Here is a 25,410-nt window from a genome sequence, read left to right on the forward strand (position 1 = left end):
ATTTACTATTGACTTATCAAAATTAAGATTCAGAGACTATGGCGTTTATTGACTATTATAAAATACTTGGCGTTGATAAAAATGCTACCAAAAGTGACATCAAGAAAGCCTATCGAAAGATGGCAAGAAAATACCATCCCGATTTAAACCCAAATGATAAAGAAGCTGAACTGAAGTTTAAGCAGGCCAATGAAGCGAACGAAGTATTGAGTAATGATGAAAATCGTAAAAAATACGATAAATACGGTGAAAATTGGCAACACGGTGAAGCCTATGAGCAAGCACAACAGCAGCAACGTCAGTCACAGCAACAGCGACAATATCAAGAAGGCCAACAGTTTGAAGGTTTTGGAGAAGGGGAATATTCAGATTTCTTTGAATCTATGTTCGGAGGCGGATTTAGACAGAGTCGTAGCAATGTAAAATTTAGAGGTCAAGATTTTAATGCAAACCTTGAACTGAATTTAAGAGATGTCTACACCACAGAAAAACGAGTCCTAACCGTAAATGGAAAAAATATTCGATTAACTATTCCTGCAGGAGTTCAAGATGGCCAAGTTATAAAAATTAAAGGCAAAGGCGGTCCAGGAATTAATGGCGGACCTCATGGCGATTTATTAATCGAGTTTAAAATTGTAAATACTACGGAATTTAAACGCGATGGCTCAAACCTGTATAAAACAGTTACGCTTAGTTTATATAAAGCTGTCTTAGGTGGTGATATTATGGTTGATACCTTCGATGGTAAAGTAAAGCTAAAATTAAAACCACTAACTCAGAACGGAACTCAAGTTAAACTATCTGGTAAAGGATTCCCTAAATATAAAAAGGATGGACAATTTGGCGATTTATACATTACTTATAATGTAGAATTACCAAAGAAACTATCCGATAAAGAAAAAGAACTTTTTGAAGAATTGGCAAAATTACAATAGTTATGCAAGACACACATCTAATACCACTACCGAGTTTATGCACGCATTACGAAATAGAAATGTCATTTTTTGATGGTCTAAACGATCATGGGCTCATTGAAATTGTCTCGGTTGAAAAAACCTATTGTATCCATCAAGATAAGATTGCAGACCTAGAGAAAATGATCAGACTGCACCAAGACCTTCATTTAAACGTTGAAGGTATTGATGCCGTCTTTAATCTATTGGATAAAATTGATAATTTACAAACAGAACTGATGATCGCTCATAATAAACTAAAGCGATTTGAAGATTTCTAATTCAAATTACGGTGTAGAGTTGGAAACTTGTAACACCTTTCCGTTATAATATTTGTTTCCTGTTAATGCGAAATCTTGAATGTAATCTGCCATTCCTTTAGCCGTCGTTGGTGGCTTATACCCTGGAAATGCTTCTTCTAACATTTCAGTCTGAACAGCACCTAATGCTAAGACATTAAATTGAGGTCCTGTTTCCTTGTATTCTTCTGCTAATAACTCCACAAGGGTAATAACAGCTCCTTTACTAGAACTATATGCAGATAGTCCCGGGAATTTTACACTACCTTGTATCCCCCCCATCGAACTAATAGTCACTACATGACCATCATTCTTCATAAAAGGAAGAACCGTTTTAGTTAATTCGGCAACACCAAATACATTGGTTTGATAGACCTTTTGAAATTCCTGAAAAGTAGTTTCGGCAAAAGGCTTATTTACAATGGCGCCCGCATTATTAATTAAAATATCAACATGCTTCCATTCCGTTTTTATGAAGTCTTCAACTTTCACATAATCGTTCTCATTACATAAGTCGAAAGTAAAAGAAGATACATTATTTAAATTAAGCTGACTTACAGGATTTGAATTTCGAGACAAGGCTAAAACATTGTGACCTTGATTGGCTAGGAGTTGAACTAATTCAAATCCAATACCTCTACTCGTTCCTGTTATAATTATATTTTTACTCATCATTCATTACAATTTCCTTAGTTTCTGTATTACTCATAGTTTCAATGGCAGGAATAATTTTGTTGATTAAATTCGCCATATGATTATAATCTAATTTATCAGCCTCATCATCCACGTGATGGTAGTAATCATAATTAGACAAATCACATGAAGAAATAGTATGACTAGGCAACTTGAATTCTTTATAAAAAGCATAGTTATCCGACTGACGGAATAGGTTATACTTTTTTGAAATTTCCGAAAATCCGACAACCTTTGTGCCTAAATATTCATTCATTTTCTCTGCCATATTCGACTTTTCATAACCCGTTAAAAAGGCCATATAATCTCGGTCTACAAATGGCACTCCAATCATTTCCATATTCACCATAGTGTACAAATCAATATTTTGAGATTTTAATTTTGAAGCAATATGCTTAGAGCCTAATAAACCTCTTTCCTCTGCTGAAAAGAATACAAATAGTAAGCTTCGTTTGTTATTCTTTTTAGCAGAAAAGTATTTCGCCATAGCTAATACTGAACTCGTTCCTGCTGCATTATCATTAGCACCATTTGCAATAGAGTCGTTATCTACAATTTTTCTTGAAATCCCAATATGATCGTAATGCGCTCCAATGATCACATATTCGTTTTTGAGTTTTGGGTCATTCCCTTCAATAACACCAACCACATTAAAGGCATCGAGAGTATCTACTTTAAAATAATCTCTATAGGTTTCAAAATATGGTTTAACACTATATGACTTTAATTTATTTTCTAAATAAAAGGCAGCTTTCTCTATACCCTCCGTTCCTGTATCTCTTCCTTTAAGTTCATCTGAAGCGAGATAAGTCACCATTTCTTCGAGTTCTGCACTCGTAATCGTAATGGTTTCAGACTCGGGCTTTACAGTAGTTTTACAACTTAAAACTAGAAGTAAGATTAAAAAAGGTATTAGTTTTCTCATGATATTTTTTATTTGTGTCTAAATATAAAAAAATCCTGATTTGAAACTTGTCAAATCAGGATTATATTATGGTCGTCTATCTAGGTATTACACCAACATAGTTACTGGGTTTTCTATATAACCTTTTAAAGTTTGAAGGAATTGAGCTCCAGTTGCACCATCTACAGTTCTATGATCACAAGCTAGACACAACTTCATTGTATTACCAACTACAATCTGTCCGTTTTTAACAACCGGTTTTTCAACAATATTTCCTACAGATAGGATAGCTGAATTTGGTTGATTAATAATTGATGTAAAACTATCAATGCCGAACATTCCTAAATTAGAAACCGTAAATGTACTGCCTTCCATTTCTTCTAGAGACAGTTTTTTGTTTCTTGCTTTTCCTGCAAATTCTCTCACAGCAGCACCAATTTGTGGTAAACTTTGCTCATTGGCAAATTTTACAACTGGCACCATTAAACCATCTGATACAGCAACTGCAACACCAATATGAACATGGTTGTTCAATCTCATTCTATCATCAAACCACTGTGAATTTACTTGAGGATGCTGTTTTAAAGCTAATGCACAAGCTTTCACAATCATATCGTTGTATGAGATTTTCGTATCTGGAATAGAGTTGTATTGTTGTCTAAATGCAATTGCATTTTCCATATCAAACTCCACATTTAAATAATAATGTGGTGCCGTAAATTTAGATTTTGCTAAGTTCTTTGCAATAGCTTTACGCATGTTAGAATTTGGAATCTCATCAAAGTCTTCTTGCCCTGTTGGTACAAATTTACCAACTGAAGCCGATTGAGCGACAGGTGTAAAGTTTTCAATATCGCGTTTAACGATTCTTCCATTTTCACCAGAACCTTTAACTTGAGATAAGTTGATTCCCTTTTCTTCAGCCATTTTCTTAGCTAATGGAGAAACAAAGATTCTTCCAGAGTCTGAAGTTGAAGTTGAACTTGTCGTTTTTGGTGCTTCTGTCTTAACCTCTTCATTTTTAGTTTCAGCTTTTGGAGTTTCTATCTTAGCTTCAGGTTGTGACTCTTTTTTAGCATCACCTTCTGCACTATAGTTTTTAGCAATTCCAGAGACATCTGTTCCTGCTGGACCAATAATAGCTAATAACGAATCCACTTTCGCAGATTCCCCTTCTCCTAAACCAATATGTAATAAGGTCCCTGATTGGAATGATTCAAATTCCATAGTCGCCTTATCCGTTTCAATTTCGGCTAAAATATCACCTTCTTCAACCTCATCTCCAACTTTCTTTAACCAAGTCGCTACTGTTCCTTCTTCCATGGTATCACTTAGTCGTGGCATGGTTACAACAGTAACACCTTCTGGTATTTCTTGATCTTCTGAAGAGCCTGAAGATGCTTCACTTTCGCTTTCATCTTTAGCTTCTTCAGCTTCTTTTTTATCTTCGTCGTCAGAATTAGAACCAGAAATTAAATCTGAAATATCTTCGCCTTCTTCACCAATAATAGCGAGAAGTTGATCAACTTTAGTGGTTTCACCTTCTTGAACACCTATATGAAGTAATGTTCCTTCATGAAACGATTCAAACTCCATTGTGGCTTTATCTGTTTCAATTTCGGCTAAAATGTCACCTTCTTCAATTTTGTCGCCAACTTTCTTTAACCAAGTGGCAACAGTTCCTTCTTCCATTGTATCGCTCAAACGCGGCATATTAATTACTTCTGCCATAGCTTACTTAATTTTGTGGTCTATAAATGGGTAATCTTCTTGCTCGTAAACAGCATCGTACATCACATTCTTGTCTGGATATGGAGATTCGTCTGCGAATTTCTCACATTCGTTAACAAGTGCTTTCACTCGTTTATCAATAACTTTTAAATCGGCTTCAGAGGCATATTCGTTTTCAAGAATAATATCCTTTACCTGTGTGATAGGGTCTATTTTCTTATACTCTGCAACCTCATCTTTGGTTCTATAATGTTGTGCATCGGACATAGAGTGACCTCTGTAACGATAAGTCTTCACTTCTAAGAAAGAAGGTCCTCCTCCGTTTCTAGCACGTTGAATAGCTTCATCAAAAGCCTCAGCAACTTTAATTGGATTCATACCATCTACCGGTCCTGAAGGCATATCATAACCAAGACCTAATTTCCAAATTTCTGTATGATTTGCAGTACGTTCTACTGAAGTTCCCATAGCATAACCATTGTTCTCACAAACGAATACTACAGGTAAATTCCAAAGCATTGCTAAGTTAAAAGTTTCGTGTAACGAACCTTGTCTTGCCGCACCATCACCGAAACAACAAATAGTTACAGCGTCACTTCCGTGATATTTATCACCAAAAGCAATACCTGCTCCTAAAGGAATTTGTCCACCTACAATACCGTGGCCTCCATAAAAACGGAATTCTTTTGAGAAAATATGCATAGATCCACCTAGTCCTTGAGAAGTTCCTGTGGCTTTACCATACAATTCTGCCATGACACGTCTAGGATCTTCTCCCATACCTATAGGCTGAACGTGATTACGATAAGCCGTAATCATTTTGTCCTTTGTCAAATCCATGGCGTGTAAAGCTCCTGCTAAAACAGCTTCTTGGCCATTATACAAATGAAGGAATCCTCTAACTTTTTGTTGAATGTAAACGGCAGCAAGTTTATCTTCAAACTTTCGCCAGAACAACATGTCCTCATACCACTTAAGGTATACCTCTTTCGTTATTTTCTGCATTTCTTGATGAGTTCGTTAAATTCGAAGAACAAAAATAACACTTTAGAAAATACTAAAGAAACAGTATATCGTAAAAAAATAAAGGATTAATGAATAATACGCAAGGAAAGACCTATAATGATGAACTTTCAAAAAGTAAAGGCAATAAGTTGGCCAAGGACTTAGATTTTATCACTTTTCCTTGGGCTCCCATAAAGTAAAGTTCTATAGGCAACTCTTGTTTTACTTCGTATTCAGCTATCGATTGTCGGCATGCGCCACAAGGCGGAATTGGCTGATTAGTCACTTGATTTCGTGAAGAGGCAGAAATAGCCATTTTCAACATTTTTGCTTTTGGGTATTTGGCACCAGCATAATAAATAGCCGTACGTTCTGCACATAGACCTGAAGGAAAAGATGCATTCTCTTGATTACTGCCTATAATCACTTCACCATTATCTAATAGAATAGCCGCACCAACATTAAATTTGGAATAAGGGGCATAAGCATTGTCTCGTGCATCAATGGCATCTCTCATCAGTTTTTGAATATCTTCAGGAAGCTCTGCAATATCTGTATAGACTTCTAAAGTGGTTTCAATTTTCAGCTCCTTCATAAGTTTACTGTTTATTAGAGACAAAAAAACTATTGCTTTTTAACAATAGTTTTTTCATAATTTTATTAGTTATATATTTTTAATACTCTGTGTATTCACCATCACCGAAATTGAAGGTCAATGAGAATCTCAAGGTGTTCTCTAGTGGACTTTGAATTTTTGATGCTGAGAATAAATATGATAAATCTACGTTAATGGTCGTGTATTTAAACCCCGCTCCTAAAGCAAAGAATTTACGAGCTCCTTTATCATCGGACTCATTAAAATATCCTGCTCTGAATGCAAAGTTATCTTGATACGTATATTCTGCTCCTAAAGCCCAAGTGAACTCCTTTAACTCTTCTTTAAAACCTCCTGGTGCATCACCGAAAGATTGAAAAACACCACTTAAGAAACTAACGTCTGTGTCTTGACCAGAAACAATAATATCACGATTTACAGGATTGTTCGGGTAACCAATTAAGTCATCTTCTTCTTCATCATATTGACCGTTATTATTATTGTCTACAAACTCATATTCATCTCCTAAAATTGGAGGCGTTGGCACCAAATACTTAGTCACCTCTGCAGATACAGCCAACTTGCTATACTCGTCGAAAATAAAATCGAATCCACCACCCAATCTTAAATTTGTTGGTTGAAACACTTCTCTACCACCATCATCATATTTAAATCTTGGTCCTAAATTTTGAATCGCGAAACCTGCTCTCCATCGCCCATTAAAGTCGTTATATGCTTCTTCTTCACTTTGGTAATAACCTGTGATATCTGCACCAAATGTACTTCCTGGACTTGCATTAGGATCTACCGTATCAATTCTTAAAGCCGATCTCATATATCGCATAGCAACAGCCATTGCAAATTGATCACTTAATCTTAAAGAATAAGCTGCATCTATGGCATATTCGTTTGGTTTTACAGCCACTCCAGGATCATTAGCGTCTTGTGTTAAAACAATTTCTCCTAAAGAAAAATACTTTAAACCTACTGAGAATGCACTGTATTCATTAATTCTATTGAAATAAGTCACATAGCTCAAAGAAATATCATTAACCAAACGTGTTAAGTACGGTGTATAACTTAAACTAACACCTTGTTTAGCCTCAGAGAATGCATATTTAGCCGGATTGTATTGTTGAGAAAATCCATCTACTGACGTTGCTACTCCCATATCTCCTAAAGATGCTGATCTCGCATCTGGTGCAATAAGCATAAATGGCAATCCTGTAGTAATTACACGACTGTCATTATTTTTAGGAATTAATACGGTGTTGGGGTTTTGTCCAAAAGCAAATCCCAATGTGGTTAAGGCGATAAGTGTTATTATCTGTTTTTTCATGTTAAAATTTTGAAGCATAAGTGCTCATGTTAGCACAAAATAGTTAGCAAATATAAATTATTATTATAGTATGACAAGTTTTTGAATTTTTTCAACTTGTTTATTTAAACGTTGAGATTTCACTTTTAGTTTATATACATACACACCTTTTCCAATTTTTTCTCCAAAATCGTCCCTTCCGTCCCAAATAATATCCTTAGAAAGCGAGCTTGGCGCTTTTGTTCCGCCTGATGTTTGACCATTTAAAGTTCTTACTAATTTTCCTGAAACCGTAAAGATTTGAACTGAAATATCTAGAGGCTCTGCGGTATTATGATTAAACCAGAACTCCGTATAACTAACAAATGGGTTAGGATAGTTTAACACATTATTAATTACCAATTCTTCATCTTTATCATAAACTACAAATTGAATTTCGGCAGTAGACGAATTGTTATAAACATCCCAGGCTTTTAAGGTCAAAGTGTGTAAACCTGGTTCTAAATCTCTAAACGGATAAGAAACTACACCATTAGTATAATCATCGACATTGGCTTGGTAATAATCATTTAGAATAATTGGATTGGTTTCATCTCCATCAATAATTGCCGTAATATCATGACCTATACCACTTGCTGTGTTTATTCCGTTGTCATCCTGAAGCTTCGCTAACAAAGTTGGTGATTCATTAGTAATACCTCCGGAAACAAAATTTTCATCATTCATATATAATTGTATTACTGGTCCGATATTATCTTCTGGGGCATTTTCATTAATTCCACCAATCTTAACATCAAAATTACTTCCTGCCTGATCGGATAAAGGATTGTCCGTTTGTGCATAAAAACTAATTTTCCCATGTCCAACCGGTATGCCAATATCTCTTGGCACAATAAAATCAAATTCAAACTGACCATTAACAATACTTGCCTGCCCTTTAAACACCACTTCTCCTAAAGTATTATAGTCCATTATAATTAAACCATCGGAGTCGGTTACACCGTCGTTGCCTAAGGTTTGTCGAGCTATAGGTTTGTCGAATACAGTCGCTGTTAGAGTTCCATTATAGGTAGATAATAAATTTCCATTTGTATCTACAACCTCTCCAGCTAATGTTGTATGACTAAGAGCTTTTAGAGTATCTATGGTTTGAGTAATAGGCACATTATTAACTTTGGTAAGTCTAATATCTGGTTTTGCAATGGCTAATTTCATAGCAGGATCTCCAATTAAAAATACTAACCGTTTTTGTCCTGCCCCACTCACATTACTACCCGTTTTTGTTAAACGCAACGCTTCTCCTATAGATGGGTAATCGTTAGATCCGAAAGCCAATAAATAATCATCTAATGCTTCATTAAACGCTACTCCTATATTTACATAAATTTGACGAGTAGTAGTTATTAAGCCAATAGCACCTCCTTTTTTATTCCAAAAGACAAATTCCCCTGCTGTATCTCTATGCGGATCATCAAACTTAGTATACTCACAAGTTACTGTGACAAATAAATTATATTTACAGATGTTATTCACCTCTTGAGAATCTATTTTATCAAAGATTCGCTCTTTCGCTAATCCATCCTCTCCACCATGACCAAAGTAATTTACAACTAAGGCACCAACTTCAATAGCATCTTTAACGGCTTTGTTCACCTTTGGATATCTATCTCCCGCAGCTGAAGATTCTTGTTGAAAAGCATCTGAATGAATTTTTATCATATTCAAAAACGGCTTCTCAGTTTCGATACTCGTCGCAATTCCGTCAGTGGTTTCTTGAATTATCTTTTCCCATGCCACATCAACATCATCAGAAATCATAATGACATTATTTCTCCAACTACCATAAGATTCTGGTTGATAGTAAGTATGTATTTTGTCAACCATGTCTCTAGCCCTGCTTAAATCTTCTGCTACAATTCGTCCAACTGCGATATCCATTCGATCTGCATTAGACATGCCTCCTTCGTTTTCATCCATCATAGCGTAAAAGTCATCTGAAACGAAAGAATTAGTTAATCCAAAGCTATTCTTTGAATACCAAGACGGAACTAAATTTGTATTATTTCGTATTCTATCCTTATAATCATAAGAACCTTCACCAAACAGACAGAGATACTTTAATCGTTTACTCGGCGTACTTGCGTTATCATAGACATATTTTACAAAATTTCTAAGTGCAGCTATATCTTGACTTCCGGTACTGAATTCATTATATATAGTTTGCAAGTCAACCACTTTCACTCTTAAGTCATACTGATCTCGGTTAATTTGAGCTAGTCGTTCTGCTTGGGATAAAAGCAGTCTTGGAGATAAAATGATATAATCAATATCTTCAAATTCACCTTGTGCATTGTTGAATATAGTTCCTTTTAAATTCTGATTAGCAACCACTGACCGAGGATCCTTTTTGGGCTGAAGAACATTTCCGTTGGAAAAAGCCACATAAATTCGTTCCTCTCCAGATGGTGCTTTAAACGAAAATTCACTCGAATTACCGATATTCCTTTTATTAGCGACGTTAAAACGATCTGTGATATCCCATATTTCAGCGACGGCCGAAGCACTAGTTAAATTATACTGAACAATCCCTGGTGTTAATGCGACATCCTTGTGTTTAAACACCAATTGACTACCTTCATAAATCAAACCTCTCGTCGCTTCAATATTTATATAATCTAAATACCCATTTGCTGAAGGGTTACCACTATTATTATAATTCAAGGTTATTGAAATAGCATCGCCACTTACATTAAGAGCATTCGTATAAGAAGATGCAGAGCCAAGAACAGACCCAGGATTTATAGCACTAAGTCCTAAAGTTGAAACTTGAGCCCCATTAACAGACAATTGCATACTTGTAACTACTTCAGAAACTGCACCAACTGCGACATTAAGTTTTACGGGTTCTGTAGTCACTAAGTTTGGAAAATCAAACTCGTAAGTTTTCTCTGTTTCAATATTAAATCGATCTCCAAACCAACGTCGACCTAATTTAGCAAGGTTATACTCATCGACTTCGTAAAACTGATAATCTTGAAATGTATTTATTTCAAAATCTGCCGGAGCATCAATAGAAGGCATTTCTTGAATACGTTTACCATTACCCGATCCTATATTTACATAATAATAAGTCTTATCTGTATAAAGGTTAATATTGGTTTCACTTTCTTCACTATAAGTTGTTGGTCCTTCTCCGTAAAAGAGGATATAATCACCGTTATCAAAACGTCCATCATCCTCACCTACAAACTTTATGGCATTTTCTACTACATCAAAAGGATAGTTCGCAGAATTAAGCAAAGGCAACATTCGGCCTCCATTTCCATATACCTTAATCGTTCGAGGGTCCACATTGGTATTCACTCCTAAACTTTCTAAAAAAGATTTCGATAATTTATAGACACCTGACTCTTCAATATAAAAGCGATACCATTGCCCAGAACTTAAAACGGAATTGTAAATTCCATTTGAATCCATAGTTGTTAATGATAAAGAACTTGATGCAGAATTATAATTTACCGTAAATGATTTGATTTTTTTATACAATCCTCTGTCCTTAATAATAGGACTTAGTTCAAGAAAAAGAGAACGCTTTCCTCTGGCATTCGTATTAGATAGTTTATATTTTGCTGCAGATGGAATTAGATCTAAATTTAAATCTTTTAAATCTGGTTCAGAAATCGTTTCATATACAATATTGGATAAAGCGACTGAACTTTCGTCTATCAAAACGCCACTATTACCCCATTCCGCAATAAAGCTCACCCCCTCACTTTGGTCGTAATTAAAATACTTTTTATCAAAAGAAGGAACTTCAATCTTACTATAATCGGTTTGTAAGACTTGAATACCATTCCAATTAATTCGGAATTGTTTCTGCTGCCCATAGCCAAACATTGTAAAAAAAACAAGAATAATTAAATAGCAATTCTTCATTTATCTATTTTGATTTTTTAGTACCCAAAAAACTGCATATTTTCTCGATAGAGGAATAGATTCATATATATAACTGTAAAATAACGGCCATTAAAGCCTGTTATTATGACTTCGCAATTTTTATTTCAAAAATACAACAATAATTCATTTCTCTACTCGTTATTAAAGAGCAAAATACATGGATTAAGAGAAAAAAATCCGTTGTGATGTTAAAAAAAAAGGATGAAATGCATAATTTTTTACATTTAGACGTAAAAAAAAGTTGTTAGTTTACCTTTAATTGTTATATTGCGACTCTAAAATTAAACGAGCTTACTTAAACGTATGGATATGAAAAATGTCTCAAACCTAAAATTTTTAATAGCATTAACGCTTTGCGCCTCGATTGTTGGCTGTAAGCGTTCTTCGAATTCAGGCAATGTAGATAGTGCCACAGGCTGGAAAATCAACGATAAAAAAGGTGGTTTTCAGTACAACACTCAATTTAAAGAGCAAGAAACTCCTCCGGGAACTGCTTTTGTTGAAGGTGGAACATTTACCATGGGTAAAGTTCAAGATGACCCAATGCATGATTGGAACAACACTCCTAATCAGCAGCACATTCAGTCTTTTTATATGGACGAACATGAGGTTACGAATTTAAATTATCTTTTCTATTTAGATTACCTTAAGAGTGTTTATCCACCAGACGATCCAAATTATGCTCTAATTTATAATGGGGCACTTCCAGACACATTAGTATGGAGAAATCGTTTAGGTTATAATGAAATGATGACGGAAAACTATTTACGTCACCCTGGTTACGCAAACTACCCTGTGGTTGGTGTAAGTTGGATTCAAGCCGTTGAATACGCAAACTGGAGAACAGACCGTGTTGCCGAATTATCTTTACAAGAAGCTGGTTATATTAAAAGAGACGCGCAATATACTGACGTAAGTGCAGAGAGTACATTTAGTACAGACACTTACTTACACGCTCCAACACAAACTTATGGTGGTAACACTGAAGTTTTAGAAGGCGGAAAACGTAGACAACAAACAGATGCAGAAGGAAATCCAATCAATGTTTATGCAAGCAGAGAATCTGGATTAATTCCTGTGAAATATAGACTTCCAACCGAAGCAGAGTGGGAATACGCTGCTTTAGGTATGAGTGAATTACGCCAGTACAATGTACATAGAGGTCGTAAAAAATACCCTTGGGATGGTCAATACACAAGATCAGGTAAGCGTGTGAATCGTGGAGATCAATTGGCTAACTTCAAGCAAGGTAAAGGTGATTACGGTGGAATCGCAGGTTGGTCTGATGATGGCGCTGATATTACAGCAGAAGTAAAATCATACGAACCTAACGATTACGGTTTATATGATATGGCCGGAAACGTTGCAGAATGGGTTGCCGATGTTTACAGACCAATAGTTGATGATGAGTTTAACGACTTCAACTACTATAGAGGTAACGTATATACTAAAAACGCTATTAACGAAGATGGATCTGTAAAAATAGTTACAGTTGACGAAATCGTTTATGATACATTACCAAACGGTAAAATCATCGCAAGAGATTTACCTGGTGAAATAGCTAGAGTTCCAATCGATGAAGAAGACACATACTTAAGAACAAATTTCAGTAAGAGTGACAATAGAAACTTTAGAGATGGTGACAAACGTTCTTCCCGTTTCTACAGACAAAGTTTTGACGAAGGTGAAGACAAGAGCACTACTGGAAAAATGTACAACTCACCAAAGCATTCTATTCAAGTAGATTCAGCTGAAGGTAAACTTATCAGAGAATACGATAAGTCTGATAGTAGAACTTCTTTAATTAACGATGAAGTTAGAGTTTACAAAGGTGGTTCATGGAGAGACAGAGCATACTGGATTGATCCAGCACAACGTCGCTACTTCCCACAAGATATGGCTACAGATTATATCGGATTCAGATGTGCTGTATCAAGAGTAGGATCTAAGAGCAACAAATCTAGTAAGAGACGTAAGTAATTAATCGTTTAATAATATTTAAAAAGTCCTGATAAAAGTATCAGGACTTTTTTTATTTTTAATCCTATGGAAATAGAAGATATATATTCAAGATTTAAACAATGCTCATCGGTCTCTACAGATACAAGAAAGCTGGAGGAAGACTGCATGTATTTCGCACTTAAAGGCGATAACTTTGATGGAAACAAATTTGTCAAAAAGGCATTTGAAGAAGGCGCCAAATATTGCATTGTAGACGATAAGAATGCGGTAATTAACGATAACTGTATTATAGTCGATGATGTACTATTGGCACTTCAAGAATTGGCTACTTTCCATCGGAACTCTATTGATATTCCTATCATTTCCCTAACTGGTAGCAACGGAAAAACAACAACAAAGGAATTGATTAAAGCCGTTCTATCCACAACGTACAAAGTAAAAGCTACACTAGGGAACCTCAACAATCATATCGGTGTTCCATTAACCTTATTAAGCTTTTCTAGCAATCTAGATTTTGGAATTGTGGAAATGGGTGCGAATCATCTAACAGAGATTAACTTCTTATGCGGAATTGCACAACCTGATTTCGGTCTAATTACCAATTTTGGCAAGGCTCACTTAGAAGGATTTGGAGGTACAGAAGGAGTAATCAAGGGTAAATCTGAATTATATGATTTCTTAAAAGCTAACGATAAAGTTGCATTTATTAATACTGACGACCCTAAACAGGTAAAACAAATTGGCGACTATCCTCATAGGATTACTTTTGGTTCGAATACAAGTAACGACTACAATATTCAATTTATACAAGCCAATCCTTTTGTTGAATTAAAGTATGAGAACTCAACTATTAAAAGTCAATTGATAGGCGATTATAACTATGGAAATATAGCTGTAGCTGTAGTGGTTGGTCTACATTTTAATGTGACTAGCCAAAACATACAAAAGGCGATTGAAACTTATAAACCAGATAACAACCGTTCAGAGATTCTCGAAAAAGATACGACAAAGATTATTTTAGACGCCTATAACGCCAATCCGACTAGCATGATGGCAGCCGTCAAAAATTTCAAACAACTAGAAGGCGAAAAAAAATTCCTGTTTCTTGGCGATATGTTCGAGTTAGGAGTTGATGCTGAAAAAGAACACCAATCCTTGGTTAGCTTTATTGAAGAACAATTTGACAAGAATATTTATATAATAGGTAAGAATTTCTACAAAACTAGCACAAAATCCTCTACTCACAAATTAGCTAGCTTCGACGACTTAAAATCTGAAATTCATAAGTTAGATTTCACGAATGCCACTATACTCATAAAAGGTTCTCGAGGGATGGCTTTAGAGCGCATTTTAGAGCTGTTATAGATACTTAGATAATATTAGTGGAGCCCATGTCCTTTTCTCAATGTAAGATAAGGGATCTCCACTAATACTATTTTACTCTAATCCTTATCCATACTATATTTTAAGGTAATACGCATTCGGTAAACACCGTTGATCCAGACTTGAACCTCTAATGCAAATAGAAAATCCTAATCGCTAAGAAGCGATTTCTATTTTCTTGTTTAAAAAACAACTACAAAGTAAAACTTTGGTTGTTTTTTTAAACAAGAAAATCCACACTACCGTGTGGATTTTCTGCTTGATGTGGGTCATACTGGATTCGAACCAGTGACTTCCACGTTGTCGACGTGACACTCTGAACCAACTGAGTTAATGACCCCTATTTTTCAAAAATAAGCTTTCCTAAATTCATTTTAAAACTTATCTAACTTAAAAGCACCTTAACAACATTCCTGTACTTTATAAAATCAAAAATTCCGATTTGAAAACGATCAAATCGGAATTATGTGTTGTGGGCGCGAAGGGATTCGAACCCCTGACCCCTTGGGTGTAAACCAAGTGCTCTGAACCAACTGAGCTACGCGCCCTCTGAATTGGATTGCAAATATAGACTACTTTTTAATATCTCAAAACTTTTTTTCGAAAAAAATTTAAATTATTTCTGCAACAACAAAAGTACTGCCACCAACATAGATTAAATCATTTTTATTAGCCTTTGATTTTGCGTCACTTAGAGCATCTAAAACACTTTTATAAGTATTTCCAAATAATTTATTTTTTTTAAATGTTTTTTGCAAAATTTTAGAATCAAGTCCTCTTTGTACATCAGGTTTGCAAAAATAATAGATGGCCTCCTTAGGAAGTAAAGGAATAATACTATCTAAATCCTTATCATTAACAACACCAAATACAATATGAAGCACATTGAAGTCTTCCTTTTTCAATTGCTGCATGGTAGAAGTTAATCCATCTTTATTATGAGCCGTATCAGCAACAATTTTAGGTGCATTCCCTATTATCTGCCAACGTCCTTGAAGTCCTGTGTTAGCCATAACATTAAGAAGACCCTCTTTTATATGCTTATCAGCAATAGAATATCCTAGCGCCTTTAAAACCTTTATCGACTGTAATACCGTTTTTTTATTATGAACCTGATAAGCACCTTTTAAATCACTTTCTAGAGTTTCATCGATCAATTGATCCGCAAAATAGACCTCAGCATGTTTTTCATTAGCCTTATCTATAAATACAGATTGAGTTTCCGAATGCGTCTCACCTATTACAACAGGAATTTTCTCTTTAATAATTCCTGCCTTCTCTCCTGCTATAGCTTCTAAAGTGTTTCCTAAAAACTGAGTATGATCAAAACCTATGTTGGTAATAACAGATAGTTCTGGAGTTATAGTATTAGTTGAATCTAAACGCCCACCCATACCAACTTCTACGACGGCAATATCCACCTTCTGCTTTGCAAAATAATCGAAAGCCATACCAACAGTCATTTCAAAAAAAGACAAGCTATTCGCTTCAAAAAAGGTTTGGTTTCGTTTGATAAATCCAATTACAAATTGCTTGCTAATGACCTTTCCGTTAATGCGTATCCGCTCTCTAAAGTCTTTTAAATGTGGAGACGTATATAATCCTACTTTATAACCTGCTTCCTGTAGAATGGAAGCGAGCATATGACTTGTAGATCCTTTCCCATTAGTACCTCCAACGTGAATTGATTTAAAACCATCCTCAGGATGACCTAAATGCTGTGCTAATTTTATGGTATTGGTTAAATCCTTTTTAAAGGCAGAGTTGCCTTTATTCTGATACATTGGAAGTTGTTGAAACATCCAATTCACTGTATCTTGATAATTCATATTATTGACCTACATCAAAGTTAATACTCACAAACCCAACCTGAGTAGTTGGTGCATTAGGGTCTGCTGGCCACTTATGTGACATGGCTATTTTCTTTGCAGGCTCTAATAAACATGGATGTGTATTAGTGGTTCCCCTAATCCCTGGCTCTGCCTTTACAACATTACCTTGTTGATTAACTTCAATTCTAACAACGACCAACCCGTATTCATTACAGTCTTGCTTATAAATCTGTCGTGAAGGTCTTCCTCGACCACCCAATCCATAACCAATACCTCCTTTGCCTGGTCCAGAACCACCAAAATAACTTGGCGCATAAGGATCACCATCTAATTGACCTTTATTGCCTCCTTGCTTATCAGGTCCTTCTCCTCCATCAGTATTACCTTCAGCATTTTTAACACCACCAATAAGATTGTCTAATTGTTTCTTCTTCTCCTCCTCCTCACGACGCTTCTTCTCTTCGGCTTCTTGTCTTTCACGCTCTATACGTTCCTTACGATCAGCTTCTGCCTTAGCCTTCGCCTCGGCTTCCGCTTTAGCTTTTGCTTCAGCATCTTTCTGCTTTTTTATAGCAATCTCTTCCGCATTATCCTGAGTCATCACATCTTCAGCTTTGGTACTGGCTTCGGTTGGTGCAGGAGTCACTTTGGTTTCTTCGGGTTGTGATTCTTCAACAACTTTGTCTTCAACAGCCTTTCTTGGTTCACTTAATGGCTTGTTACCGCTTCCCATATCTGTAGTACCAAAATTAACAGCAACGCCATATTCTTCTGGCGGATCCATATATTGAAATCCAGACACAAACAATAGCAATAGTAAAATCAATGCGATAAGCACTGTGATTTTTGCAGAATTACGTTCGTGTTTGGTCTCTAAATATTTCACCTTAATGATTCTTGTTAAATTTAAATCTGAATGATACTTTATTTGTATTCAATAGTGATGCCAATTAATTAGGCTGTACGGCTAATATGACTTTAAATTTATTCCTATTTGCAATATCCATCACCTTTACAACATTTTCAACCGGAACAGATTTCTCTGCTCTTAATACGATGGTTGGACTCTCCTGATTAGCCATAATAGAAACCAATTCAGACTCTAATACACTTTCGCCAACTCGTTTCTGATCAATATAATAGTTCAAATCTTTATTGATGCTTACTGCTGTAGATTTTTTGTTCTCAGTCTTTCCACTAGCCTTTGGTAAAATAATATCAATGGCATTAGTAGTTACTAAGGTTGAAGCAATCATAAAAAAGATAAGTAACAAGAACACAATATCGGTCATTGAAGCCATATTGAATTCTGGTGTTACTTTATTTCGTCCTCTAATATTCATAATTAGATAGGTTCATTTAAGTGGTCTAAAAACTCTACGGAGTTCGCTTCCATTTGGTAAACGACCTTATTTGTTCTCACTACCACGTGATTGTAAGCTACATAAGCAATAATACCAACAATTAAACCACCAACAGTTGTGGTCATCGCTGTATATAATCCGCTAGCTAAAACATCCATTTGAATGGTTCCTCCTGCGTTAGCTAATTCGAAAATGGAAATAATCATACCAACGACAGTCCCTAAGAAACCAATCATTGGCGCCACTCCCGAAATCGTAGCTAATACACTTACGTTTTTCTCCAAACTATAAACTTCTAAACGACCCGCATTTTCAATGGCTGTATTAATATCTTCTAAAGGTTTACCTATTCTTGTAATTCCTTTTCCAATTAATCGAGATACCGGCGAATTTTGTTGAGCGCATAACATTTGAGCAGAATCAATCTTCCCATTACTCACGTGATCTTTGATTTGATTCATAAAATTTGAATCGACCTTAGATGCCGCTTTTATAGCGAAAATACGTTCAAAATAAATATACGTGGCTACAATTAAGAGTAGAAATAAAATGAGAATAATCACCATTCCTGATGTTCCTCCACTTGTAATTAATTCTATTATGGATAAAGTCTTTTCAACAGATTCTCCGTCAGTTAGAATCTCTGCTTCATCTTGAATAGTATTTAGTAAACTCATACTATGATATTTTTATTTTAAGTTATTGTTGTTATAACGTTTAGTTTTTGGCTAAAGTATATTTATAATTCCATTTTTAAAAGCATTTTATTCAATACATCATATATCACTTCGTACTAGGCTTTCTATTGCTAGTTCTCCTTTAATAATTTAATCATTCGGTATTAAAATCACGCCTGATGAATGATCACTTTTTGCGCCTGTTACACTTTTTAAACAATTCACTTCTTCACGTTCTTTAAGTACACCAAGCAATCCAAAAATCAATGCTTCTTTAAATTCCACTATCTCATTTTCAGGGATTACAATTTCGGCTTTTGAAAAAGAGTCTATGCGTTTTATTAAAAACTCGTTATATACACCACCTCCTGTAATCAAAACTTTCTTTTTATCTCCTTCTATAATTTTAGAAATTTGAATAGCAACATGTTCTACAAAAGTTCTAAGCACATCTTTAATATTAAGCTTATAACTATCTATTAAAGGTAAGATATTTAATTCAACCCATTCTAAACCTAATGATTTAGGAGCTTGTTCAGAATAAAACTGAAGCGCATTCAATTGAGATAATAAGTCTTCGTTTATACGTCCTGTTGAAGCTAATAAACCTTTATCATCATAATCTAAATCTAATTTTGAAACATAATGATTTAAAACAATATTCACAGGGCAAATATCAAATGCGATTCTTTCTGAATTCGATTCAAACGAAATATTAGCGAATCCACCTAAATTGAGACAATAATCATAATTATTAAACAATAAACGATCTCCAATAGGTACTAGTGGCGCACCCTGGCCTCCTAATTTCACGTCTTGAACTCTAAAATCACAAATAACTTTCAAATTCAACTTGTTAGCTAAAGCCGGTAGGTTACCGATCTGATAGGTCAAGCCATTTTGAGGCTGATGCAAGGCTGTATGTCCATGAGAGGCGATGAAATCAATAGTTTCAATAGTATTCCTATTAATATAATCGGCTATGACATCGGCTAAATATTCTGAATATTTATTATCAAGAATTTTAAGTTCGTCCATAGACATAGTAACCAACCGACTTAAATCTTTTTTCCAATGCGGTGGATATGGTACAGTTTCGGCATTATATATGTTAAAACTCCATCCTTCATTATATTTAAAATTGACATATATAATATCCATCCCATCTAAGGATGTACCTGACATTAAAGCGAGAATCTTAAAGTTGGATTGTTTCATAAGAGTAAAAATAATGCTACTTATTGAAAAAGCCATAAGAAACAATTATCTTTGCAGCAAATTTTAAGAAATCAATAACTATATAATTTATGGACTTTAGTTTAACAGAAGAACATTTAATGATTCGTGATGCAGCACGAGATTTTGCTCAAAACGAATTACTTCCAGGCGTAATCGAGCGCGATAACACGCAAACATTTCCTGATACGCTAGTTCGTAAAATGGGAGAATTAGGATTTATGGGGATTATGGTAGACCCTAAATACGGTGGAAGTGGTATGGATGCCATCTCTTACGTGCTTATTATGGAGGAACTTTCTAAAATTGATGCGTCGGCTTCTGTTATGGTTTCTGTAAATAACTCTTTGGTTTGTTACGGGCTTGAAGCTTTTGGTACTGAAGAACAAAAACAAAAGTATCTTACTAAATTAGCTACAGGTGAGAAAATTGGAGCCTTTTGTTTATCTGAGCCTGAAGCAGGAAGTGATGCAACATCTCAAAAAACTACAGCCATTGATAAAGGTGACCATTATATTATTAATGGTACAAAAAACTGGATTACAAATGGTGGACGTGCAGATGTTTACTTAGTCATTGCTCAAACAGATAGAGAAAAAGGACATAAGGGCATTAACGCTTTTATTGTTGAAAAAGGAACTCCTGGTTTTGATGTAGGACCTAAAGAAGATAAATTAGGAATTAGAGGAAGTGATACACATACGCTTCAGTTTAACGATGTTAAAGTTCCTAAAGAGAACAGAATTGGTGACGATGGATTCGGATTTAAATTCGCCATGAAAACCCTTTCAGGTGGACGTATCGGAATCGCAGCACAAGCCTTAGGTATCGCTGCAGGAGCTTATGAATTAGCTCTAAAATATTCTAAAGAGCGTAAAGCCTTTGGAACTGAAATTTGCAATCACCAAGCTATTGCTTTCAAGTTAGCAGATATGCACACAGATATAGAAGCGGCTAGAATGTTAGTAATGAAAGCGGCATGGGATAAAGATCAAGGTAATAATTACGATATGTCTAGCGCTATGGCAAAACTTTACGCAAGTAAAGTCGCTATGGAACACACCGTTGAAGCCGTACAAATTCACGGTGGAAATGGTTTCGTAAAAGAATACCATGTAGAACGTTTAATGCGTGATGCTAAAATCACACAAATTTATGAAGGAACTTCTGAAATTCAGAAAATTGTAATTTCTAGAGGTGTGCTAAGAGACTAATAAAATTAGAATCGATATTTTAAACCCATCAAAAAAATTTGATGGGTTTTTTTATACAAAAACATAAACTAAAATTCTGTATATTAGTAGTATAAGAACAATTCTAAAAAATCCCCCATTATTTAGAAATAATGTTAGAATCTATAAATTAAATTTATGGTTTCGCGGTATAGAAGTTTAGCAAATCTCACACTCTTTATTTGCTTTGTTGTGGCTTGTCATTTTTTGGCCAATGCGCAACAACCTTTAGGCGAGAAACCATTTTCATTTAATAACTTAACGATTAATGACGGCTTATCTCAGAGTAGTGTTATTAGCATTGCTCAAGATAGCATTGGTTACTTGTGGCTTGCAACTCAAGATGGGCTAAATAAATATAATGGAAGGAGCTTCAAATATTACGATAAGCAATTTGAAGATATCACAAGACCCACGTTTAGCAAACTCGGTAAAATTTATAACGACAAACAAAACAGATTGTGGATTATCACCAATTCTGGCAAATTAGAACGTTATAACCAAAGCACAGATCAATTCGATCATATAAAAACATTTGAAAATGTAAGCAACATTTTTCAAGACAAAAAACTTAATGTTTTTATTGGTACCTATGGAAATGGTCTGTTTAAAATAGATGCTAAAACCAAAGACACACTCCAAGTATTTAAGTCGAAAGACATTCTAAAAACGGTATATGATTTTGTTGAAATCGATAATACTATAATTGTCGCAGCTTCAGGTTCTGTTTTTGAAATTAAGAATAATGGATCATATAAAGAAATTCAAATTAATTCTCATGACAATTCTAATTTCAGCGCTATAGAGATAGATCAAGATAATAACCTCTGGTTAGGAACCTATGGTCAAGGTATTTATTACAAAGGAAAAGACAGTGCAACAATTTTAAAATTTCAGCACTCTAATCTACCCGACAATCTAAATATTGAAGATTTATTAATCGATTCCAAAAATAGGTTATGGATTGCTACCTACGGTAACGGTGCGTTTCTACTAGACTTGGAGACGAACTCTGCTATAAATTTTAAAGTAGACAAAAACAACCCTTTCGCCATTCACTATAATGATATCTTATGCTTATATGAAGATGTTACAGGAATTATTTGGTTAGGTTCTGATGGAACTGGAGCCAACTATTACGATGCACACCTGATCAAGTTTAATGTACTCACCAACAACCAAGTGCCTAAAACCGTAAATGTAGACGTGTCTAGAAGTATTAGTACTGATGACAACAATAATATTTGGGTAGGCACTTCTGGTAAAGGCCTTACCTATATTAACTTTAAAAAAGATGAATTTAAAACCTATACCACTTCTAACTCTCCTTTAGTGAGTAATAGAATTATAAGTTTAATGCATAACAATCATAATTTATGGATTGGACATCAAGGTTTCGGACTAAATATCAGAGATGCAAACGGCATTTATAAATCTTTTCCTGAGATAGCCGATTTCACGATATGGCGAATAGTTAAAGAAAATGATAATCAAAGTTGGCTTTGTACAGAAAGTAATGGAATTATACTTTTTGATATGAATAAAGGAATTATTAAACAATTCGATAAAGATAATTCTGCCTTAGAAACTAACGATATCAAAACGGTTATTCAAGGAGACAACGGAATTTTATGGATTGGAAGTGATGTTAACGGACTATATAAATTAGATACAAATACAGATGTAATTACCAATATTACAACAGTGAATAGTAAAATAAAATCACTGTATTTTGAAAATAACATACTGTGGATAGGATCTAATGGTAAAGGTTTGATAAAATACAATCCTTCTGATGATTCTAAACAAATATTTACAACAGAAGACGGTTTACCAAATAATGTAATCTACGGCATCCTTCCTGGTAATGAAAGAAACTTATGGTTAAGCACTAATTCTGGGATAAGCAAATTTAATCATCTTGAAACCAATAAGTTTGAAAACTTCAACAACTATGACGGTTTACAATCTTTAGAATTTAATACTGGTGCCTACCATAAAGACGACCAGGGTAATTTATATTTTGGCGGACTTGAAGGCATAAATTGGTTCAATCCGAAACAGCTTACGTTTAACACTATTAAACCAGAAACCATAATCACCAATTTTGAAGTTTATAATAAAGAACAACCCTTAACTCAAAATGTAGCGTACAAATTCAATAAAAACACCGTAACATTCACCTTTTCAAGTTTACACTTTTCACAACCGTCTAGAAATTTATACAAATACCAATTGGTAAATTATGATAACGATTGGATCAACTCAGACAATAATAACACAGCGCATTATACCAACTTACCTCCTAATGATTATACCTTTAAAGTAATTTCCAGTAATTATGATGGTGTATGGAATACGGAACCGGCAACTTTTTCCTTCACCATCAATCAACCTTGGTACCTGAGTAAAGTGGCAATCCTCGGCTATGTGTTAATGTTTCTCATTGGCACTTACCTTGTCTATTCTTACCTTAAGTGGCGTTGGCATATAAAAATGCAGTTAGAATACGAGCTTAAGGAAATTGAACGATTAAAAAAGCTTGATGAATTTAAAACTCGAATCTATACGAATATCTCTCATGAGTTTAGAACACCATTAACTTTAATTTCTGGACCTATTGAAAAACAGCTTTCAAAACCGAATCTCTCTAAAGAAGACAAAAAGGAACTCACGCTAGTTCAAAACAATTCTAAACGATTATTAAATTTAGTAAATCAATTGTTAGATCTTTCAAGATTAGAATCTGGAAATCTAAAACTATCGGTATCAAAGGGAAATCTAGCGGTTGCCTTAAAACAAATTATTGCGGCTTTTGAATTCAAAGCAAAAGATAAGAACATCAACTTCACCTATAAAATTCCTTCAGTAAAAGAAGCATGGTTTGATATAGATGTTATAGAAAAAATCATATCTAATTTATTAGCAAACGCCATTAAGTACACGCCCGAAGAGGGCCGAATTCACTTTGATGCATTAGAAAAAAATGGGCAAATCGTCATCACTATAATAAACAATGGTAACACCATGTCTAATGAAGAATTGGGAAAATTATTTAGAAGGTATTACCAAAATAGTAAAAATGCAGATGGCATGGGCATAGGACTTTCATTAGTCAAAGAGTTAGCCATTCTATCTCATGGTAATATTGTTGCGCACTGCATGAATAACGATGAGATACAGTTCACTCTAACCTTACCGATTGAACGTTCATTTTATGATACATCTGAAATTAATAATGAATTACATCTCATAGAGGATGATCAAATAATTGAAGAAACAACTACCGAAATTCCTTTAAGCACAATAAATACCTCGAAAGACCACCCCATACTTCTTATTGTAGAGGATGACAAAGACATACGAGAATTTATTAGTTCAATCTTTGAAAACAATTATAAAATAGTAGAAGCTCACAATGGAAAAGTTGGGATAAAAAAAGCCTTTAAACATATTCCAGATATTATTATTAGCGACATCATGATGCCTAAAGTAGATGGTATTGAATTGTGTAATGTTCTTAAAACTGACGAAAAAACAAGTCATATTCCTATCATTTTATTAACCGCAAAAACGGGAGACCAAAATGAAATTACAGGTTTAAAAACAGGAGCAGATGATTATGTCATCAAACCATTTAATAGCGATAAACTTAAAATAAGGGTTGAAAAACTCATTGAACTTCGACAAAAGCTCCAACAACGTTATAGTCATAATTTTGAATTAAAGGAAATTTCAACTACATCTATAGATCAACTATTCCTTAACAAACTCATGGCAGTTTTAAATGAATATATTACAGATTCGTCATTTAACTCAGAATTATTAGCAAAAAAAATGTTAATGAGTAGAATGCAACTTCATAGAAAGCTAAAAGCCCTCACAGGATTGTCTACAACTGCTTTTATTAGAAACGAAAGATTAAAACTATCGCTTAATCTTATCAAAAACTCCAAACAAACCGTATCAGAAATTGCTTATCAAGTAGGTTTTAATACACCTTCCTATTTTATAAAATGTTTTAAAGAGGTTTATAATGCAACACCTGCAGAATACATCTCAGATTAATAAATAGCTACACTTCAAGGAATACTGTTACATAAGTGTTATACTTTGTTACAATAGTGATATCCGCTTTTAATCTTTACTTATAGCTTTACACTAAGCGAAATAGGCGCTGTTTTAAATTAGCAATTATCTCGCACGAATCCCCTTCCCTAATAATTCAATTACTCTTAAAACGAGTTAGTTATATCTAAGTATCGACTC

Annotated in this window: 18 protein-coding genes and 2 tRNA genes; 6 read left to right on the forward strand and 14 right to left on the reverse strand. The window is 34.6% G+C overall.

Annotated features, from left to right (window positions below):
• Positions 1-38 precede the first annotated feature (38 nt).
• A complete protein-coding gene (locus DFQ11_RS11580; RefSeq protein WP_110476044.1) occupies positions 39-935 on the forward strand; it encodes a DnaJ C-terminal domain-containing protein in 897 nt (298 codons plus the stop codon).
• A 2-nt stretch (positions 936-937) separates the two neighbouring features.
• Entirely contained in the window at positions 938-1,234 is a 297-nt protein-coding gene (locus DFQ11_RS11585) for a chaperone modulator CbpM (protein ID WP_110476045.1), read from the forward strand.
• 6 nt (positions 1,235-1,240) lie between these two features.
• On the opposite strand, the gene DFQ11_RS11590 is transcribed toward DFQ11_RS11585, so the two are convergent.
• The 7 genes from DFQ11_RS11590 to porU all read right to left on the reverse strand — a co-directional run bounded on the left by DFQ11_RS11590 (position 1,241) and on the right by porU (position 11,434).
• Positions 1,241-1,927 carry an SDR family NAD(P)-dependent oxidoreductase gene (locus DFQ11_RS11590; protein ID WP_229791286.1) on the reverse strand — a complete coding sequence of 229 codons (687 nt, stop codon included), beginning with the start codon at positions 1,925-1,927 and terminating at the stop codon, positions 1,241-1,243.
• Complete coding sequence (locus tag DFQ11_RS11595) at positions 1,917-2,870, reverse strand: M28 family metallopeptidase (RefSeq protein ID WP_110476046.1); 954 nt, start codon at positions 2,868-2,870, stop codon at positions 1,917-1,919. The genes DFQ11_RS11590 and DFQ11_RS11595 overlap by 11 nt, the downstream gene beginning before the upstream one ends.
• An 87-nt stretch (positions 2,871-2,957) precedes the next feature.
• Positions 2,958-4,580, reverse strand: a complete 1,623-nt coding sequence (locus tag DFQ11_RS11600; protein WP_110476047.1) for a pyruvate dehydrogenase complex dihydrolipoamide acetyltransferase — start codon at positions 4,578-4,580, stop codon at positions 2,958-2,960.
• 3 nt (positions 4,581-4,583) lie between these two features.
• Positions 4,584-5,585: a pyruvate dehydrogenase (acetyl-transferring) E1 component subunit alpha gene (gene pdhA / locus DFQ11_RS11605; RefSeq protein ID WP_110476048.1), complete on the reverse strand. Its 1,002-nt coding sequence runs from the start codon at positions 5,583-5,585 to the stop codon at positions 4,584-4,586.
• 112 nt (positions 5,586-5,697) lie between these two features.
• The gene (gene cdd / locus DFQ11_RS11610) at positions 5,698-6,180 is read right to left on the reverse strand and encodes a cytidine deaminase (protein WP_110476049.1); all 483 of its coding nucleotides are present in this window, start codon (positions 6,178-6,180) and stop codon (positions 5,698-5,700) included.
• Between the two features lie 79 nt (positions 6,181-6,259).
• On the reverse strand, positions 6,260-7,519 hold the full coding sequence (gene porV, locus DFQ11_RS11615; protein WP_110476076.1) for a type IX secretion system outer membrane channel protein PorV: 1,260 nt from the start codon (positions 7,517-7,519) through the stop codon (positions 6,260-6,262).
• A 63-nt stretch (positions 7,520-7,582) separates the two neighbouring features.
• Positions 7,583-11,434, reverse strand: coding sequence for a type IX secretion system sortase PorU (gene porU, locus DFQ11_RS11620; RefSeq protein ID WP_110476050.1), 3,852 nt, complete (start codon positions 11,432-11,434; stop codon positions 7,583-7,585).
• 324 nt (positions 11,435-11,758) lie between these two features.
• Here porU and gldJ point away from each other — a divergent pair, with 324 nt between their 5' ends.
• Together gldJ and DFQ11_RS11630 are read left to right on the forward strand one after the other, a co-directional pair.
• Complete coding sequence (gldJ, locus tag DFQ11_RS11625; protein WP_110476051.1) at positions 11,759-13,435, forward strand: gliding motility lipoprotein GldJ; 1,677 nt, start codon at positions 11,759-11,761, stop codon at positions 13,433-13,435.
• 66 nt (positions 13,436-13,501) lie between these two features.
• Entirely contained in the window at positions 13,502-14,782 is a 1,281-nt protein-coding gene (locus DFQ11_RS11630) for a UDP-N-acetylmuramoyl-tripeptide--D-alanyl-D-alanine ligase (protein ID WP_110476052.1), read from the forward strand.
• A gap of 283 nt (positions 14,783-15,065) precedes the next feature.
• Here DFQ11_RS11630 and DFQ11_RS11635 read toward each other — a convergent pair.
• The 7 genes from DFQ11_RS11635 to DFQ11_RS11665 form a co-directional block, all read right to left on the reverse strand.
• Positions 15,066-15,140, reverse strand: a tRNA-Val gene (locus DFQ11_RS11635).
• A gap of 133 nt (positions 15,141-15,273) precedes the next feature.
• Positions 15,274-15,348, reverse strand: a tRNA-Val gene (locus DFQ11_RS11640).
• Between the two features lie 63 nt (positions 15,349-15,411).
• The gene (locus tag DFQ11_RS11645; protein ID WP_110476053.1) at positions 15,412-16,629 is read right to left on the reverse strand and encodes a bifunctional folylpolyglutamate synthase/dihydrofolate synthase; all 1,218 of its coding nucleotides are present in this window, start codon (positions 16,627-16,629) and stop codon (positions 15,412-15,414) included.
• Position 16,630: 1 nt separating this feature from the next.
• Positions 16,631-17,518, reverse strand: coding sequence for an energy transducer TonB (locus DFQ11_RS11650; protein ID WP_110476054.1), 888 nt, complete (start codon positions 17,516-17,518; stop codon positions 16,631-16,633).
• A 64-nt stretch (positions 17,519-17,582) separates the two neighbouring features.
• Positions 17,583-17,975: an ExbD/TolR family protein gene (locus DFQ11_RS11655; RefSeq protein WP_110476055.1), complete on the reverse strand. Its 393-nt coding sequence runs from the start codon at positions 17,973-17,975 to the stop codon at positions 17,583-17,585.
• 2 nt (positions 17,976-17,977) lie between these two features.
• Positions 17,978-18,673 (reverse strand): MotA/TolQ/ExbB proton channel family protein, encoded by a 696-nt coding sequence (locus DFQ11_RS11660; RefSeq protein ID WP_110476056.1) that lies wholly within the window; start codon positions 18,671-18,673, stop codon positions 17,978-17,980.
• A 150-nt stretch (positions 18,674-18,823) separates the two neighbouring features.
• Positions 18,824-19,891 (reverse strand): anhydro-N-acetylmuramic acid kinase, encoded by a 1,068-nt coding sequence (locus DFQ11_RS11665; RefSeq protein WP_110476077.1) that lies wholly within the window; start codon positions 19,889-19,891, stop codon positions 18,824-18,826.
• 89 nt (positions 19,892-19,980) lie between these two features.
• On the opposite strand from DFQ11_RS11665, the gene DFQ11_RS11670 reads away from it, so the two are divergent.
• Both DFQ11_RS11670 and DFQ11_RS11675 read left to right on the forward strand, forming a co-directional pair.
• Positions 19,981-21,123: an acyl-CoA dehydrogenase gene (locus DFQ11_RS11670; protein WP_110476057.1), complete on the forward strand. Its 1,143-nt coding sequence runs from the start codon at positions 19,981-19,983 to the stop codon at positions 21,121-21,123.
• Between the two features lie 156 nt (positions 21,124-21,279).
• Entirely contained in the window at positions 21,280-25,209 is a 3,930-nt protein-coding gene (locus tag DFQ11_RS11675) for a hybrid sensor histidine kinase/response regulator transcription factor (protein ID WP_110476058.1), read from the forward strand.
• The last annotated feature ends 201 nt before the right edge of the window (positions 25,210-25,410 follow it).

The organism is Winogradskyella epiphytica, assembly GCF_003217215.1.
In the GTDB taxonomy this organism is placed as follows: domain Bacteria; phylum Bacteroidota; class Bacteroidia; order Flavobacteriales; family Flavobacteriaceae; genus Winogradskyella; species Winogradskyella epiphytica.

What these genes read in the sequence shown, in the direction of transcription:
- pdhA (WP_110476048.1), bottom strand. Translation starts at nt 5,585, where the DNA reads ATGCAGAAAATAACGAAAGAGGTATACCTTAAGTGGTATGAGGACATG.
- porU (WP_110476050.1), bottom strand. Translation starts at nt 11,434, where the DNA reads ATGAAGAATTGCTATTTAATTATTCTTGTTTTTTTTACAATGTTTGGC.
- DFQ11_RS11585 (WP_110476045.1), top strand. Translation starts at nt 938, where the DNA reads ATGCAAGACACACATCTAATACCACTACCGAGTTTATGCACGCATTAC.
- DFQ11_RS11580 (WP_110476044.1), top strand. Translation starts at nt 39, where the DNA reads ATGGCGTTTATTGACTATTATAAAATACTTGGCGTTGATAAAAATGCT.
- DFQ11_RS11660 (WP_110476056.1), bottom strand. Translation starts at nt 18,673, where the DNA reads ATGAGTTTACTAAATACTATTCAAGATGAAGCAGAGATTCTAACTGAC.
- DFQ11_RS11590 (WP_229791286.1), bottom strand. Translation starts at nt 1,927, where the DNA reads ATGATGAGTAAAAATATAATTATAACAGGAACGAGTAGAGGTATTGGA.
- porV (WP_110476076.1), bottom strand. Translation starts at nt 7,519, where the DNA reads ATGAAAAAACAGATAATAACACTTATCGCCTTAACCACATTGGGATTT.
- DFQ11_RS11670 (WP_110476057.1), top strand. Translation starts at nt 19,981, where the DNA reads ATGGACTTTAGTTTAACAGAAGAACATTTAATGATTCGTGATGCAGCA.
- gldJ (WP_110476051.1), top strand. Translation starts at nt 11,759, where the DNA reads ATGGATATGAAAAATGTCTCAAACCTAAAATTTTTAATAGCATTAACG.
- DFQ11_RS11600 (WP_110476047.1), bottom strand. Translation starts at nt 4,580, where the DNA reads ATGGCAGAAGTAATTAATATGCCGCGTTTGAGCGATACAATGGAAGAA.
- DFQ11_RS11630 (WP_110476052.1), top strand. Translation starts at nt 13,502, where the DNA reads ATGGAAATAGAAGATATATATTCAAGATTTAAACAATGCTCATCGGTC.
- DFQ11_RS11645 (WP_110476053.1), bottom strand. Translation starts at nt 16,629, where the DNA reads ATGAATTATCAAGATACAGTGAATTGGATGTTTCAACAACTTCCAATG.
- DFQ11_RS11595 (WP_110476046.1), bottom strand. Translation starts at nt 2,870, where the DNA reads ATGAGAAAACTAATACCTTTTTTAATCTTACTTCTAGTTTTAAGTTGT.
- DFQ11_RS11665 (WP_110476077.1), bottom strand. Translation starts at nt 19,891, where the DNA reads ATGAAACAATCCAACTTTAAGATTCTCGCTTTAATGTCAGGTACATCC.
- DFQ11_RS11655 (WP_110476055.1), bottom strand. Translation starts at nt 17,975, where the DNA reads ATGAATATTAGAGGACGAAATAAAGTAACACCAGAATTCAATATGGCT.
- cdd (WP_110476049.1), bottom strand. Translation starts at nt 6,180, where the DNA reads ATGAAGGAGCTGAAAATTGAAACCACTTTAGAAGTCTATACAGATATT.
- DFQ11_RS11675 (WP_110476058.1), top strand. Translation starts at nt 21,280, where the DNA reads ATGGTTTCGCGGTATAGAAGTTTAGCAAATCTCACACTCTTTATTTGC.